At 69.7% G+C, this 16,560-nt stretch carries 12 protein-coding genes; 8 read left to right on the top strand and 4 right to left on the bottom strand.

What is annotated here, in order from left to right:
* Positions 1-133: 133 nt before the first annotated feature.
* The 7 genes from AC1VNH_RS13875 (at position 134) to AC1VNH_RS13905 (ending at position 7,100) form a co-directional block, all read left to right on the top strand.
* Positions 134-1,501, top strand: a complete 1,368-nt coding sequence (locus tag AC1VNH_RS13875; protein WP_483112037.1) for an ABC transporter substrate-binding protein — start codon at positions 134-136, stop codon at positions 1,499-1,501.
* Entirely contained in the window at positions 1,498-2,427 is a 930-nt protein-coding gene (locus AC1VNH_RS13880; RefSeq protein ID WP_483112040.1) for a carbohydrate ABC transporter permease, read from the top strand. Before AC1VNH_RS13875 ends, AC1VNH_RS13880 begins: the two co-directional genes overlap by 4 nt.
* A 1-nt stretch (position 2,428) precedes the next feature.
* Entirely contained in the window at positions 2,429-3,352 is a 924-nt protein-coding gene (locus AC1VNH_RS13885; protein WP_483112042.1) for a carbohydrate ABC transporter permease, read from the top strand.
* The gene (locus AC1VNH_RS13890; protein ID WP_483112044.1) at positions 3,336-4,199 is read left to right on the top strand and encodes a ketose-bisphosphate aldolase; all 864 of its coding nucleotides are present in this window, start codon (positions 3,336-3,338) and stop codon (positions 4,197-4,199) included. Before AC1VNH_RS13885 ends, AC1VNH_RS13890 begins: the two co-directional genes overlap by 17 nt.
* Positions 4,200-4,234: 35 nt before the next feature.
* Entirely contained in the window at positions 4,235-5,404 is a 1,170-nt protein-coding gene (locus tag AC1VNH_RS13895) for an ADP-dependent glucokinase/phosphofructokinase (protein ID WP_483112046.1), read from the top strand.
* Positions 5,401-6,390 carry a class I mannose-6-phosphate isomerase gene (locus AC1VNH_RS13900; protein WP_483112048.1) on the top strand — a complete coding sequence of 330 codons (990 nt, stop codon included), beginning with the start codon at positions 5,401-5,403 and terminating at the stop codon, positions 6,388-6,390. The genes AC1VNH_RS13895 and AC1VNH_RS13900 overlap by 4 nt, the downstream gene beginning before the upstream one ends.
* A gap of 299 nt (positions 6,391-6,689) precedes the next feature.
* On the top strand, positions 6,690-7,100 hold the full coding sequence (locus AC1VNH_RS13905) for a DUF2255 family protein (protein ID WP_483112050.1): 411 nt from the start codon (positions 6,690-6,692) through the stop codon (positions 7,098-7,100).
* A 145-nt stretch (positions 7,101-7,245) separates the two neighbouring features.
* Here the strand turns inward: AC1VNH_RS13905 and AC1VNH_RS13910 are convergent, their stop codons facing one another.
* From AC1VNH_RS13910 to AC1VNH_RS13925, 4 genes are all read right to left on the bottom strand, one after another.
* Positions 7,246-7,584: a hypothetical protein gene (locus AC1VNH_RS13910; protein WP_483112052.1), complete on the bottom strand. Its 339-nt coding sequence runs from the start codon at positions 7,582-7,584 to the stop codon at positions 7,246-7,248.
* Positions 7,506-8,615: an NtaA/DmoA family FMN-dependent monooxygenase gene (locus AC1VNH_RS13915; protein WP_483112054.1), complete on the bottom strand. Its 1,110-nt coding sequence runs from the start codon at positions 8,613-8,615 to the stop codon at positions 7,506-7,508. Before AC1VNH_RS13915 ends, AC1VNH_RS13910 begins: the two co-directional genes overlap by 79 nt.
* Before the next feature lie 72 nt (positions 8,616-8,687).
* Positions 8,688-9,302, bottom strand: a complete 615-nt coding sequence (locus AC1VNH_RS13920; protein ID WP_483112056.1) for a helix-turn-helix domain-containing protein — start codon at positions 9,300-9,302, stop codon at positions 8,688-8,690.
* Between the two features lie 153 nt (positions 9,303-9,455).
* Positions 9,456-10,262, bottom strand: a complete 807-nt coding sequence (locus tag AC1VNH_RS13925) for a DUF2690 domain-containing protein (protein ID WP_483112057.1) — start codon at positions 10,260-10,262, stop codon at positions 9,456-9,458.
* 310 nt (positions 10,263-10,572) lie between these two features.
* Here AC1VNH_RS13925 and AC1VNH_RS13930 point away from each other — a divergent pair, with 310 nt between their 5' ends.
* The gene (locus AC1VNH_RS13930) at positions 10,573-16,554 is read left to right on the top strand and encodes an Ig-like domain-containing protein (protein WP_483112058.1); all 5,982 of its coding nucleotides are present in this window, start codon (positions 10,573-10,575) and stop codon (positions 16,552-16,554) included.
* Positions 16,555-16,560: the final 6 nt, after the last annotated feature.

Genomic DNA, 16,560 nt, shown 5'->3' on the forward strand with positions numbered 1-16,560 from the left:
ACCCCGTCTTTCGGGGGTTCTCGTGACCATTCCGTGTCTTGACGGGATGCAGGCAGCGCTGCATAATCTTGCTTAAACAGGCATGAAGCTGCAGAAATGAGCGGAATGCCGCACCATCTCGAAGAGGAGAGACATGTCCGCATTCCGGCGAGGACGCCGTACCGCAATCATGCTCATGGGTGTCGCGACCGCGGCGACCACGCTTCTGGCTCTGACGGGCTGCTCGTCGGGCGGCAGCGGTTCGGGCGACAGCGGCGGCGACGTCACGATCGAATTCGCGCAGTGGTGGGAGCCTGAACTCCCCGACGGCGAGTTCCGCGCCCTCATGGATGAGTTCGAACAGGCCAACCCCGGCATCAAGGTCGACCTCGTCAGCGGCCCGTACGCATCGACGAAGGAACAGCTCTTCGCCGGCGCCGCATCCGGCACGATGCCCGACGTCGTCGGTCTCGACGGCGCATGGGTCAACGACTTCGCGTCCAAGGGCGTCATCACCGATCTCGGTCCGCTGCTGAAGGACGCCGGCTTCGACGAGAGCGAGCTGGCCGCCCAGATCAAGGTCGACGACAAGACCTACATGATCCCGGTGGTCAACTTCGTCTACCCGATGTTCACCAACGACGCCCTGCTCTCGCAGGCCGGCGTGAGCGCACCGCCCTCCACCCGCACCGAGTTCGAGGATGCGGCCAAGAAGATCACCGCCCTCGGCGGCGACGTGCACGGCTGGGTGCTGCCGCTCTCGCTCGAGGCGCCGAACGGCGTGCAGAACGACGTCATGTCGTGGGTCTGGGCCTCGGGCGGCACGATGCTCGACGGCGGCAAGCCGGACCTCACCAACGACGACGTCACGAGCGCCGTCGAGTACATCGGCGACCTGTGGAACGAGGGCGTGATCGCCCCCGGCAGCTTCACGATGAAGGAGCAGGACAAGGTCGAGGAGTTCACCAACGGCCGGGTCGGCATGATGATCGACTCGCTCGCACACATCAACCTGATCCGCGAGAACAACCCCGACCTGAAGTTCTCGATCTCGGCGATCCCCGCAGAGGACGGCTTCACCGGTGAGCGCGGCATCCCCTACGCCTCGTGGGGCATCGGCGTGGCGGAGAACTCGCAGCACAAGGATGCGGCGGCCAAGCTCGTGGCGTTCCTGATGAGCAAGGACACCAACTCGAAGCTGTCGACGATGGCCAAGGCCTTCCCCGGCAACACCGGCTCGGAGCCCGACTTCGTGAACGACGACGCACTGTTCAAGACCGCGTTCGAGATCTACAAGGCGGGCTACCCGGCCAACGAGTTCACCGGCCTCCCCGTGGCCGAGGACCTCATGCGTCAGCTCGGCGAGCAGCTGCAGTCCGCCCTCGACGGACAGCAGTCCATCCCCGACGCGCTGAAGAAGGCGCAGGAGAAGCTGGACGGCGGAGTTCTGATCCCTTTCCGCCACCGGGTGCCGCACCTCGCGGTGCGGCACCCGGATACGTCAGGAGTTGACCGAGCATGACACTCAGAGCGCTGACCGCGCCGGACACGGAGACACTCGTCACCGGCCGGCCGCCCGGCAAGAAGCGTCGCCAGTTGCGGCGCACGACGGAGTCGTACGGCTTCCTCGCCCCCACCCTCATCCTGCTGTTCATCCTGATGGTCGTGCCGATCGTGATGGTCGTCGGCTACTCGTTGCAGGACAGCGCGATCCTCGGCCCCCCACCGGAGTTCGTCGGCATCCAGAACTACCTGACGGTCCTCGGGGACCCGGGCTTCTGGAAGGCGACGGGCAACACGATCTTCTTCAGCGTCGTCAGCGTCGCCGCCCACCTCGTGCTGGGGCTCGGTTTCGCGATGATGCTCAACAGTCGCCTCCTCGGCGGCGTCACCCGCACCATCTTCCGCGCCCTCTACGTGCTGCCGTGGCTGTTCACCGCTGCCGTCATCGCAGTGCTGTGGCGGATGCTGCTCGCCCCCAACGGCGTCATCAACTTCCTGCTCGATACGAACATCGAGTGGCTCGCCTCGCCGCAGCTGGCGCTGGGCACCGTCACCTTCATCAACATCTGGGCGGGCTACCCGTTCTTCATGGTCAGCCTCCTCGCGGGTCTGCAGGGCATCCCGCAGGATCTCTACGAGGCGGCGACCGTCGACGGCGCGACCGCGTGGCAGCGCTTCTGGAACGTCACGGTGCCGCAGCTGCGCCCGATCATCGTCAGCCTCGTGCTGCTGGATCTCATCTGGACCTCGCAGCAGTTCGCGCTCATCTGGATGACCACCGGCGGCGGTCCGATCGATGTGACCGAGATGCTCAGCACGTTCACCTACAAGCTCGCGTTCGCCAAGTACGACTTCTCGCTGGCGGCCACATCCGCCGTGCTCGTGCTGCTCATGTCGATGGTGCTGGCCGTGCTCTATGTGCGCCACCAGAAGGCGAGGGACTGACATGTCGATGACCACTGCTTCGCGCACCCGTCTCGCGCGCACGCTTCTGCTCGTGGGCCTCGTGGCGGGCGCCGTCTTCGCCGCCGGCCCCGTGCTGTGGATGCTGTCGAGCTCCTTCAAGCCCAACACCCAGATCTTCGAGAGCCCGCCGCGGTTGGTGACCGACGCGTTCTCGTTCGACGCGTACGTCAAGATCTTCACGAACGCCGAGACGATGCGGTTCTTCCTGAACAGCTACATCGTCGCCGGCGCCGTGACGATCCTGACCCTGCTGGTCGCGATCCAGGCGGCATACGCGTTCAGCCGCTTCGATTTCCGCGGCAAGCGGGTGCTGAACGTCGTCATCGTCAGCGTGCAGGCCGTGCCGCCGATCACGCTGCTGATCCCGTACTTCGGGCTGATGGTCGCACTCGGGCTGTACAACACCTACCCGGGCCTCATCTTCACGTACATGGTGTTCACGCTGCCCTACGCGATCATCATGATGACCGGCTATTTCAACACCCTGCCGCGCGAGCTCGACGAGGCCGTCCGGGTCGACGGAGCGGGCTCGTTCACCGCACTCTGGCGCGTGCTGGTGCCGATCTCGGTACCCGGCATCGTCTCGGTCGGCATCTACACGTTCATGATCGCGTGGAACGAGTACCTGTTCGCCCTGACACTGACCCGCACGACCGACATGCGCACGGTGCCGATCGGCATCCAGCTGCTCATGGGTCAGCACTCGTACGAGTGGAACCAGATCATGGCGATGAGCATCCTCGGCTCGATCCCCGTGCTGATCCTCTTCCTCGTGCTGCAGCGCTTCTTCATCAGCGGCCTGACCGCCGGCTCGGTCAAGGCTGACCCGCACCGTTCCCGTTTGTTCCCGACGTCCCGTCACCCATCCCACTCAAGGAGAATCCATCGTGCTGTACACCGGTAAGTCCATCCTCGACGTCGCCAACGAGCACAACTTCGCCATCCCCGCGTTCAACATCAGCGACTGGGCGATGTTCAACGGCGTCATGGACATCAGCGAGGAGAAGCAGGCCCCGGTGATCATCGCGATCCACCCGGACGAGGTCTCGCACATCACCACCGACCTGATCGCCGCCATGCACTCCCGCGCCCACCGCTCCTCCGTTCCCGTCGCGATCCACTGGGATCACGGCGGCAGCTACGAGCAGATGATCGTCGCCATCAAGTCCGGCTTCACCTCGGTCATGATCGACGCCTCGCTCCTGCCGTTCGAGGAGAACGTGGCACTGACGCGCAAGGTCGTCGAGGCCGCGCACGCCGTCGGGATCCAGGTGGAGGGTGAGCTCGGCACCATCGGCGCGAACGACAGCTACGGCGAGTCGGGTGCCGCGGAGATCATCTACACGAACGTGGCGGACGCGGTGCGCTTCGTCGAGGAGACCGGCGTCGACAGCCTCGCGATCGCGATCGGCACCTCGCACGGCCTGTACCCCGCCGACAAGAACCCCGAGCTGCGTCACGACCTGCTGGAGGAGATCAAGGCGGCCGTCGGTATCCCGCTCGTGCTGCACGGCGGATCGGCGAACCCGGATTCCGAGCTGCGTCGCGCGGTGGAGCTGGGCGTCAACAAGATCAACATCTCCAGCGACATCAAGGTCTCGTACCACAACAGGATGCGCGAGATCCTCGGTACGGACGAGCGTCTGCGCGAGCCGAACGCCATCCAGCCCGGGGCGATCGCGGCGCTGAAGGTGACCGCGGCCGAGAAGATCGATCTGTTCGGAGCGACCGGCAAGGCCGCGCTGTACTGACCGTCACAGGTCACAGGACTCACGAGAGAGGCGCCGTGGTGGGAAAGCTCGTTCTGGGGCTCGGTGGCACCGTCGACTACGAAGTGCGATGGGATGCAGCCGTGCTCGAGCAGCTGGCGCGCGCGTACGGCGTGCGCCGGGGCGAGCTGACCACTGCGGCGCCGATCGATGACGAGCGCGCGCTCGTCGTCACGGTACTCGGCTTCCTGGCCGCCGGCGGCGGCGGGGAGCGGTTCGTGGCCGCATCCGAGATCGTGACGCGCTTCGCCGCGCGGTTCGAGACGCGGGTGACGCTGGGCGGCACGGGCGTGCGGGCGGGGCTCGCGCTGGCGCGGCTCGGCATCCCGAGCGTGCAGCACCTCGTGAGCATCGACGACAACGTGCGGCGGCTGCTGCCGCCCGAGCTCGCCTACGTCTGCTCGGCGACCCGCGACACGCTCGACCCGCACCTCATCGTGCAGTACCCGGCGGGCGCGCGCGTCGTGCTCGTCGACGGCGAGATCATCGCACCGGCTCCGAACCGGATCATCTTCGCGAACGATGCGCCCAACCGCGAGATGGCGCTGGCGCCGGAGCTGGCCGACGCGCTCGCCGACGCCGACGCCTTCCTCGTCTCCGGCTTCAACACGATGCAGGACGAGGCGCTGCTGCGCTCGCGCCTCGACGACCTGCGGGCGGCGATGACGCGCCTGCCCGCGGATGCGCTCGTCTACTACGAGGATGCGGGCTTCTACCGCCGCGAGTTCTCCGACATCGTCCGCGCGCGCCTCGGCGACGTCATCGACGTGCACGGCATGAACGAGGACGAGCTGCAGGAGTACGTCCGGCGGCCCGTGTCTCTGACCGACGCCGCGGATGTGGCCGACGCGCTCGCCGTGGCACAGCGGCTGATCGCCGCGCCGGCGCTCGTCGTGCACACGCGCTACTGGGCGATCGCGACGGGGCCAGAGGCCGGCCGCTACCGAGGCGCGCTCGAGAACGCCGTGCGGCTCGCGGCGACCCGCTACCGTCTCGGCGACGCCGCCACCGCCGAGGACATGGCGGCCACGGCCGGGTTCGACCGGCATCCGGACGGCGAACGGGTCGTGTCCGAGGTGGCGCGCCGCCTTCCCGGCGCGGTGGGCGTCGCCGCGTACCGCGTCGAGGTCGCCCACCCGACGACGATCGGCCTCGGTGACACGTTCGTCGGCGGGTTCCTGGCATGAGCATGATCGTGCGGCTGCCGTCGAACCGGCCCGCCCGCCGCTTCTACCGCGGTGGGCGCGCGATCACCGACTTCCGCCGCGAGGCGCCCGCGGCGAGCCACGAACCGGAGGATTGGATCGCCTCGTGCACGACCGTGTTCGGTGAGCGCGAGGTCGGGCTGAGCCGATTGCCCGGCGGTGCCCTGCTGCGCGAGGAGATCGCCGCCGACCCCGTGCACTGGCTCGGCGACGCGCACGTCGCCCGGTGGGGCGGCGATCCCATGCTGCTCGTGAAGCTCTTGGATGCCGGGCAGCGGTTGCCCGTGCACGCCCACCCCGACGACGCGTTCGCCGCCGAGAGGCTGGGGCACGCGCACGGCAAGGCGGAGGGCTGGTACATCCTCCGCGCCGGCTGGGTGCACGTGGGCCTGCGTCGTCCCGTGGCGGCCAGCGAACTGCACGACCTCGTCGAGAACCAGGACACGGCGGCGCTGCTCGATCTGCTGCACACCGTGCCGGTGCGACCGGGCGATGTCGTGTGGATTCCGCCCGGGGAGCTCCACGCGATCGGCGAGGGCGTGCTCCTACTGGAGCTGCAGCAGCCCGAGGATCTCTCGATCCTGCTGGAGTGGCGCGGCTTCGAGCTCGACGGCGCCCGCGACGGCCACCTCGGCCTCGGCTTCGCCCGAGCGCTCGAAGCCGTGAACCTCGACCGTCGCGCACCCGCGGAGCTCGCGCGGCTCGTGCAGCACGCGCCTTTCGCGGCGCGCCCCGCATCCGTGTTCCCGCCCGAGGCCGACCCGTTCGTGCGGCTCGAACGGCATCGCGTGACGGATGCGGTGCGTCTCGCCGCAGGGTTCGCGGTGCTCGTGGTGACCCGTGGCGTGCTCGAGATCGCCGGGGAACAGGCTCCGGCGGGATGCGTGTTCCTGGTCGCCGCGGCCGAGGGCGAGGTGGCGGTGACCGGGGAGGGCGAGTTGCTCGTCGCCCGCCCGCCCGCGCCCTGACCGGGGCCGCCGTCCGCCACGCCCGTGCCGCGTCCGGCGGCCTCCCGCCTCCGGCGCCCTCCCGCATCCGGCGGTCACCCTCCTGCATCCGCCGGTCGCCCGCATCCGCCGGTCGCCCGCATCCGCCGCCGCCCTCCTGCATCCGCCGGTCGGAGAATTGCGCGAATGTCGGAGGATCGGGGCGGAAACCTCCGACGGTGGGCCTCATTTCCGACGTTCGTGAGCGGATGCGAGTGCCGCCGCATCCGTCCCGCGGAACCGGGCGCACTGTTGGGAACGGCGCGTCCTAGGCTCGGGGCATGACGGATGCGCTGCTCTCTCACCTCGACGCCACCTCCACCGTGACCGTCGTCACGACCCGCCGCGACGGCACCGCCGTCGCCACTCCCATCTGGGCCGTCGTCGTCGGCGATGCCGCCTACGTGCGCGCCGCGTACGGCGAGAAGACGGCGTGGTTCCGCCGTGCGGTGTCGGGGCGTCCGGCGGCGTTCACGCTCGCCGACGGCGCGCGTGCCGAGCAGGATCCGGTGGCGGCCCTCGACGACCCGCGGGTCGCGGTGACATTCGAGCGCGTGGCCGCCGACGACCCGGTGCAGGATGCGGTCTCCGCCGCCTACGAGGCGAAGTACGCGGCCGACTTCCCCGAGCACGTGCCGCCCGTTGTCAGTGCCGAGTCGCTCCAGCACACCCTCGTCGTCCGCCCCGCCTGAGCGGGAAGCGCCGCCGGAAGTCCCGGCCTGGCGTCCGTCGAACGTCGGAGATTCACGCGGATGTCGGAGGATGCGCGCGGAATCCTCCGACATCCGGCGCATTCTCCGACGAAGCGAGCGGATGCGGGTGCCGCCGGAACGCGGGTCAGCGCCGGTAGCGGGCGGCGGGGTGCCAGTCGGGAAGGCGCGGGCCGTCGGCGTCGGTGAGCATCTCGCGGAGCGTTCCGGTGCGGGGCGTCTCAGGCAGCAGGCCCCGGCGGCGCAGCTCCGGCATGAGCTGGTCGGTGAACTCCGTGTAGCCCTCGATGCCGCCGTACCAGTTCTCGACGAGGAAGCCGTCGACGTCGGTCTCGGCGACGAACGCCTCGACCTGGTCGGCGACGGAGGTCACGGTGCCGGTGAACTTCATGCCGCCGAAGGTCGACGGCAGCGAGTCGAGGATCTCGCCGATCGTCGGGCTCGTGCCGTCGGGGTTGCGCCACATCGCGAGCATGGTGTGGCCGACCTCCGTCGAGACGTCGTCGAGGGTCGCGTCGGGGTCGAGCTGGCGAGATCCACCCCCGACCACCCCAGGAAGAGAGCCGCTGTGGCCTCGCGGGTAGCCGTCGTGTTGAGCTCGGCGCGCAGACGCTGGGCCTCTTCCTCGGTGTCGGCGATGATGAACGACGCGCCGTTGACGATCTTGATGGATGAGGCGGGGCGCCCCGCATCCACGGCCTTCTGACGCAGGCGCGCGATGCCCGCCGCGAGGCGTGCGGCGTTACGGTCCTGCGTGAACACGCACTCCGCGTACTGCGCGGCGAAGGTCGTACCCGCCTCGGAGGTGCCCGCCTGGAACAGGGTGGGCGTGCGCTGCGGCGACGGCGTCGCGGGGAAGTAGCCGTCGAAGGTGAAGTACGTGCCGTCGCGGCGGATGCGGTGCACCTTGCTCGGATCGGCGAACACCTTGTTCTTCTTGTCGGCGCGTACGGCGTCGTCCTCCCAGGCGCCCTCCCAGAGTTCCAGGTCGAGGTCGACGAACTCGGTCGCGGCGGCGTAGCGCTCGTCGTGCGGGGTCACCTGCGTGCGCCCCAGCAGCCGTACGAGCGCCTGCTGGTTGTCGCTCGTGACGATGTTCCAGCCGATGCGACCACCGGTGAGGTGATCGAGCGTCGTGAAGGTGCGCGCGTTCAGCAGGGGCTGCTGCGCGGTGGTGGATGCGGTGGCGACGAAGCCGATGCGCGGCGTCGCCGCCGCCAGCGCCGACATGATCGTGAGCGGGTCGTGCACGGGGAACTGCACGGCCTCGCGGATGACGGCCTCCGGCACCTCGCCGGCGTCGTTCATGGGGTAGCCGATGGCCTCGGCCATGAAGAAGAAGTCGAAGCCCGCCGCATCCAGCTTGGTGACCATGTCGGTCCAGAACTCGAGCGTGGCGAAGGCGGCCGTGTCGCCGCGCTCGTGGTGCCAGCTGTTGCCGATGAAGTTGGGGGTGAACTCCTCGAACGCGCCGAGGACGAGCTGTTTGGTGGGCATGCGGCCACGCTAGGAACCGCGTGTTTCGCGGGTGTGACCGCATGCCGCCGTCGATGTAACGATTCGTGTGAGTTATCGCTCGGTGCCGGTGTCTGAGCCGTGGCGATGCGTCGCGCCCGCGGCCGTGATGAGCAGGAGCTCGGTCATGCCGCGCTGCGCGGCGGGCACCACCCAGGAGTGCTCGCCGCGCGCGTCGACCCAGAGGGTGTCGCCGGGGTGCAGCTCGACGTCGTCGTGGTCGGCGTAGCGGTAGATCAGGGAGCCGGAGAGCACGTGCACGATGTCTTCGCCGTCGTGCGCATAGGTCACGTCCTCGTATCCGGCCGCGAGCTCGAACCGATAGGCACCGAGCTGGCGCCCGCGCGCGCCGGCGATCAGCTGCGTGTAGGTCTCCGCGCTCTCGCCGCTGTCGCGCATCGGGATGCGGGAGCCGCCGCCGGCGCGGACGACCTCGAGCCGGATGGGCTGCTCGGGCAACAGCGCCGCGGCCGAGACGCCGAGGGCTCCGGCGAGACTGTACAGCGAGGCGATGCTGGGCATGACCCTGCCGTTCTCGACGTTCGTCAGGAACGGCTGCGAGACGCCTGCTGTCGCCGCCAGCGCGCGCGTCGAGAGCTGACGGCGCGTGCGCTCCTCACGCACGGCTCGGCCGATCGCGGCGGCGGTGGGGGAGGGCTGCTCGCTCATGCGCCCCAGCCTAGGTGAGGCCGAGTGCGCGATTCGTCGCCGCTATCGGATCTCTCCTCGTCGCGACGGGGCGCGGTGGCCGACGGCGCGCGCTCGACCGTGGCAGCGAAGCGTGCTTCGCAGCCCCGGAAGGCCGCGGGCGATGTCGAAGGATCAGGTGCAGACCGGGTCGCCGAGATCGATGCGCTTGCCGTCGATCGTGAAGCTCCCCTCGGCGCACAGCAGCGTGTCGGGGCTGGGGCGCACGACGAGCGTCGTGTACGCGCTCTGCACGTCGTGCTCCGTGGCCTCCTGGCGGTCAGGACCGTCGGCGGCGGTCTGAGGATAGATCGCGATCGTGACGGTGTTGCCGTGGGCCAGCCCGTCGTAGCGAGTGATGCGCCCCCATCCGGCCTGGCATTTGTCCGACCACACGATCTCGAGCAGCGAGTTGTCGGCGCGGGTGTCGCCCGTGGCGACGCGCGCGTCGTCGACGCAGGCGGTCAGTGCCGGGTCCTCTCCGGTGGATACGGCGATCTGTGCGCCCTGGGCCGCGGCGCTGGGCGCGGGAACCAGCACCGGCAGGAGCATCACCGTGATGGCGACGCTCGCCGCAACCCCCGCCACGAAGCCGGCCGCGCCGATGAGGGCGGCGCGGCGCCGTGAGATCCCCGTGCGCCGCGGCGGGATCGCCTCCGGCGCGGGGCCGTCCGCTGCCGGCGGGCGCTGCAGCGCGACGAGTTCGTCACGTCGGCGCAGCCACACCGTCGGGTCGGCGCCGCAGGCGCGCACGAGCGAGGCCACCGTGCGCGAGGAGGCCAGCGTCTTGCCGGCGAAGGCATCCGAGAGCACGGTACGAGAGATTCCGGTGTCGTGCTGCAGCTTGGCCAGCGTGGGACTGCCCGCGTCGAGGCGGAGGCGTCGCAGATCGGCGGCGAACTGGGCGATCGAATCGGTGGATGAGGCGGTCGGGTCGGTCATCGTCTTCCCCCAAGAGGACGTCGGATCGGGTGCGTCGTATTCGGGTGGATCTATTCGGGTGGCTCATTTATATAGCAAGGCGCCCGCTGGATGTCGCGCGTCTGAGCGGTTCTGATGCGGGCAGCGCCACTCGTCCGGAATTTCCGGATGCTCCGCTCCGGACGTTTCCGCCATCCGTGGCGGCGCCGCTGCTGCTTCACTGAGCCCTGCCCGTCGGCATGGGGAATTTTCCCCATACGCAGCCCGACGGCGGCTGGGGTCTACTGAGACCCACGTTCGGCTGGGGATGCCGACTCTGGGGAGAGAAATCGTGCGTGCATTCGAGGTGCTTGCGCGGCACCGTGCCGCCGTCGCGTCCAGCGCGACGCTGACGGTGGCGGCGGTCGCGATCTCCACGCTCGCCGTGCTCTATCAGGGGGTGCCGACGGCGGATCTCGAGCTCGACGACGGCGGCGTGTGGGTCACGAAGAGCGACGATCTCCTGGTCGGCCACCTCAACCACCCCTCGCGGCTTCTGGACGGCGCCGTGCGCACGCGGTCGGGCGAGTTCGACGTGCTGCAGGACGGTGCGACGGTCCTCGTGACCGACACCACCAACGCGACGCTGACGGCGATCGATCCCGCCACCGTCGCGCTGGCGAGCCCGGTCACCGTGCCCTCGGACGCCTCCCTCGCGCTCGGCGGGACCACGGTCGCCGTCGGCTCCGGCTCCTCCCTGTTCGTGACACCCGTCTCGTCGCTGGCCGGCACCGTCTTCTCCGAGGAGACCGCCGCCGCGGACATCGGTGACGGTGCCGTCGTCGCGGTGTCCTCCGACGGAGCGCACGTGTTCGCCGCATCCGCGACCTCTGCCGTCGTGTCGTCGGCCGAGGTCGCGGGAGGCGTCGTCGGCGCGCTGAACACCGTCCGCCTGACGGGCGTGAGCGCGGGGGACGATCTCGAGATCGCCGCGGTCGGCGATCGCGGCGTGGTGCTCGACCGCACGTCGGGCACGCTCTTCCTGCCCGACGGGTCGGCGATCGTGATCCCCGACGGGAAACAGGCGCGGCTGCAGCAGTCCGGCACGCAGACGGATGCGGTCTTCGTCGCGACCGCGAATGCCCTCATCCGGCAGCCGCTGGGCGGTGGCGAGCCCGAGATCGTGGCCACCGTGGACGAGGGCACTCCCGGCGCCCCCGTGTGGCTGAACGGCTGCGTCTACGGCATCTGGAGCGGATCGGGCGCCTACGTGCGCGAGTGCGTCGGCGACGAGGAGGTCGACCAGCGTCGCATCGACGCTGCATCCGGTGCGCACCTGGTGCTGCGCACCAACCGCCGCGTGGTCGTGGTCAACGACACCACCGCGGGCACGGTCTGGGTCGTCGAGCAGCAGATCGAGAAGGTCGAGAACTGGCAGGACGTGACTCCGCCGGCGGAGGAGGACGCCGACGAGCAGGAGAGCGAGCAGGAGCAGCCGCAGTACGAGCTGCCCGAGCGGTCCGCTCAGAACAACCCGCCGACCGCCGTCGACGACGAGTACGGAGTGCGCGCGGGCCGCACCGTTCTGCTCCCGGTGACCGACAACGACACCGACCCCGACGGCGACCTGCTGTCGGCGACGCCGCTGGGCGGGTTGCCGAACGGCTACACCGCCGCCCCCGTGCTCGGAGGCTCCGCCATCCAGGTCGCCGTCCCGGCGAACGCGCAGGGGGCCTCATCCTTCACCTACCGCGTCGACGACGGCCGTGATGGGACGGATGAGGCCACGGTCTCGCTCACCGTCCGTCCCCCCGACGTGAACGCGCCGCCCGAGCAACGTCGCATCGCGACGGTGCAGGTGGAGGCCGGAGCCTCCGTGTCGTACGGGGCGCTCGATGGCTGGATCGACCCCGACGGGGACGACGTGTACCTCAAGCGCGCGAGCGTGGACACCGGCGACAGCGTGACCTACCGCAGCAACGGCGTCGTGGAGTTCACCGCCGCGACCGGGACGCCGGGCCTCAAGGAGGTCCAGCTCGTCGTCTCGGACGGGCGCGAGGACACCGAAGGGGTGCTGCGGGTGAATGTCCGGCCGGCCGGCTCGTTGGATCCGGTGGCCAACTCCGATCGCGTCAGCACGGTGGTCGGCGTGCCGGTCACCGTCTCGCCCCTCGCCAACGATCTCAGCCCCAGCGGACAGCCCCTGCGTCTGGCGAAGCTGGACTCTCTGCCGGGGGTGACGATCGTCGCGAACTACGCCGACGGCACCTTCACCTTCACCTCCGACACCCCCGACACGTACTACGTGCAGTACCTGCTCTCGGACGGGCCCCGCTCTGCTGTAGGGCTGGTGCGCATCGACGTCCTGGCCGACGACGGCTCCGATCAGGACCCGATCGCGGTGCGGGACCTCGCACTGCTGCCGACCGGACGGGATGTGCTCGTCGATGTCCTGGCCAACGACTCCGACCCCGGCGGGGGAGTCCTGGTGGTCCAGTCGGCGCGTGCCGCGTCCGGCACGGGCATCGGTGTGGAGGTGCTCACCCACAGCGTGCTGCGCGTGACCGATGTCGGCGGGCTGAGTGCGCCGACCACCATCTCGTACACGATCTCGAACGGAACGCGGACGGCGACCGGCGAGGTGCTGGTGCTCCCCGTGGCCCTGCCCGAGGTGCTGCGCCCGCCCGTGGCGGTGGAGGACACGGCCGTGGTGCGTGCCGGCGACGTGGTCTCGGTCCCGGTGCTCGCCAACGACTACCACCCGGACGGCGACACCATCACGCTGCTGCCCGAGCTCGTGGAGACGGATGCCGCGGATCCCGCATCGATCTTCGTCGCCGGCGACGCGGTGCGCTTCCAGGCGCCGTCCGCCGCGGGGACCGTGCACGCCACCTACGAGATCGAGGACTCGCAGCGCAATCGGAGCGCCGGCTACCTCACCATCCAGATCGTGCCCGCCGACGCCGGTGCGAACTCGCCGCCCCGACCCAAGAGCGTCTCGGCCCGCGCGATCGCCGGCACCGAGGAACGCATCGCCATCCCGCTCGACGGCATCGACGCCGACGGCGACTCCGTGGAACTGCTGGGCGTCTCGTCCGCTCCCGCGAAGGGGCGGGTGACGGCGGGCGCGTCCTGGTTGACCTATCAGGCCTACCCCGATGCCTCGGGACGCGACACGTTCACCTACCTCGTGCGCGACCAGCTCGGTGCGACCGCCGAAGGGACCGTGACCGTCGGCATCGCGCCGCCCGCGACCGAGAACCAGGCCCCGTACGCCGCCAAGGACGTCGTCGTGGTGCGCCCCGATCGCACCGTCACCGTCGCTGTCACCGCGAACGACTCCGACCCCGACGGCGACGTGATCACCCTCTCCGACACCCTCACGGTCGCCGAGGGGCTGACGGCGACCGTCTCCCACGGTCGCGTGCAGGTGACCACGGGTTCGGCGGCGGGCGACTTCACCGTCGGCTACACGATCGCCGACGACTTCGGCGCGACCGCGCAGGGAGTTCTGCTGGTCACGGTCGATCCGCAGGCGCCGCTGCTGCCGCCGGTCGCACGCGACGACCGCGCTTCGGTGCTCGACATCACCGACGAGCTCACGGTCGCGGTGCCCGTGCTCGAGAACGACGAGGATCCCGACGGCACGACCGCGGGGCTCGAGGTCACGCTCGAGAACCCGGATGCGGAGGTGTCGCGCGACGGCGTCGTGACACTCCCGGTGACCCCGACGGCCCAGATCGTCCGGTACACGATCACCGATCCGGACGGCGGCCAGGCTCAGGCGTTCATCTTCGTTCCCGGATCGGCCGGGTTGTTGCCGACGCTCACCACGACGGCACCGCTGGTGGTCGACAGCGGTGAGGCTCTCAAGATCTCCCTCGCCGACCACGTGAGGGTGCGCGCGGGGCGCACGCCCCGCGTGGCGACGGCAGACTCGATCCGCACTGCCCACGCCGACGGCTCTTCTGCCCTGGTCGATGAGAAGACCCTCCAGTACACGTCGGCCGCGGGCTACTTCGGGCCCGACACCCTCGCCCTGCTCGTCACGGACGGAACCGGTCCGGACGATCCCGACGGGCTGACGGCCTTCATCACGATCCCCATCCAGGTGCGACCCGCCGAGAACCAGCCGCCCACGCTGCGCAACGCCTCGGTCACCGTCGCGCCCGGCGAGGACGCGGCCACGCTCGAACTGGCCCGCCTGGCCTACGACCCGGACGAGGGGGATGCGGCCAAGCTCCGCTTCTCCGTCGCGGGACAGGTGCCCGCCGGGTTCCGCGCCGAAGTGAGCGGGTCGAAGCTCTCCGTGTCGGCGGACGCCGATGTGCCCGCGGGGCGGTCGGACACGCTGACGATCGAGGTCACCGACGGCGTCACGACCCCCACGCAAGCGCGCGTGTCGATCACGACGGTGACGAGCCAGCGTCCGTTCGCCGTCGCGAATGACGACGTGATCGCACGCGCCGACCAGGGAGCGACACAGAACGTCGACGTGCTCGCGAACGACGTGAATCCGTTCGTCGACCGCGGACCCCTCGTCCTGCTCTCCGCCCGTGTCGACAGCGGACGCGGTGAGGCCGACGTCGACGGGGATCGGGTGCGCATCACCCCCGCCGCCGACTTCGTGGGCACGATGATCGTGGGCTATCGGATCGCCGACGCGACCCGGTCCGCCGATCGCGAGGTGGAGGGGCGCGTCCTGCTGACCGTCCAGGGACGACCGGCCGCACCCGGCACCCCCGTCGTCACCTCGGTGCAGGACCGCACCGTCGTGCTGTCCTGGACGGCGCCCGCCAACAACGGTTCACCGATCACCGAGTACCGTGTCAGCTCACCGCAGGGCGGATCCCGCTCGTGCGCCTCCACGACCTGCACGATCGACGGCCTGACCAACGACGTCGACTACACCTTCACCGTCACCGCGGTGAACGAGGTCGGGGAATCCGACCCCTCGGGCCCCTCCGCCTCGGCACGACCGGATGCCCGCCCCGATACCCCTTCGGCGCCCTCGACCGTCTTCGGCGATCGCCGAATCACCGTGAACTGGGCGGCGCCGCGGTCGGCAGGCTCGCCGGTGCTCAGCTACAACCTCGAGATCTCTCCCGCTCCCGCGACCGGCTCCATCCAGAAGACCGGTGTCACGGGCACCTCGATCGAGTGGGCGGGGCTCGAGAACGGCATCGCCTACCAGGTGCGCGTGCAGGCGGTGAACCGGGCCCCCGAGCCCTCGGAGTGGAGCGCGTACTCGGCGACGGTGGTTCCGGCGGGCGTGCCCGATGCGCCGGGTCAGCCGACGACGGCCGCAGCGACGCCCGTCTCCGGCCAGGCCCAGATCGCCGTCAGCTGGACGGCCCCGACCAACGTCAACGGCGACCCGGTCGCTGACTACGCTCTCGCGGTCAAGCGCGGCGGCAGCGTGCTGCGCACGATCGTGTCGACGGGCACGACCCAGAACGTGGTGGTCGACACCAACGAGACCGACTACACCTTCTCGGTGACGGCCAGGAACAAGGCCGGCAGCTCGGTGCCCAGCGCGGATTCCGCCCCCCGGCGTGCGGCCATCGCGCCGGGCGCGCCCACGGCGGTCACGGCGACCCCGGGCGACGGGGCGATCACCGTCACCTTCACGCCCGGCCCGGGCAACGGGAACAGGGCCTCCGACATCACCTACCGCTATCGCGTCAACCAGACCGGCGCCCAAGGCGTCGCCGACCCGGGCGGGACGGTGATCCGCGGGCTCGCCAACGGGGGGACGTACTCGGTCGTCGTGTGGGCGGAGTCCTCGATCGAGGGCGTCGCGACCAGTCCCGAAGCGGGATCGAACAACGCGGTGCCGTTCGGCAAGCCGATCGTGACGTTGAGTTCCGCCGTCCGGCAGGACCACGCTGTGCAGTTCACCTGGAATGTGAATGCGAATGGACGCCCCCTGACGAGCTCGAGCCATGGACTCGACGGCAACGGGATTGCTTCGTACACCGCGACGGTCAGCAGCGCGGGCGGCACCGGCTCGGTCAGCGTGAGCTACAGCAACGAAGCAGGTTCGAGCGATGCGAACTGGCAGGAGCGGGCGCTGGATGCCAAGGCCTGGGTGTCGAACGGCGGGTTCGTCGACGGCGAGTGGGCGAAGGTGCAGCTGAACACGCAGTACTTCGACCCAGGAAACTACACGGTCAAGGTCTTCGCCGACGAGGACAAGAACGCCAGCTGTCAGGTGAACATCGATGTCCCCCAAAACGGTGCGGTGACGGTGTGCAACATCATCTGGCGCAAGGGCTGGGTCTACATAGAGGTTCTCGGCAAGTACACGACAGAGAAGGTCTACATCCCGTGAGACAAG

The sequence above is a fragment of the Microbacterium sp. KU4F genome (genome assembly GCF_056868075.1).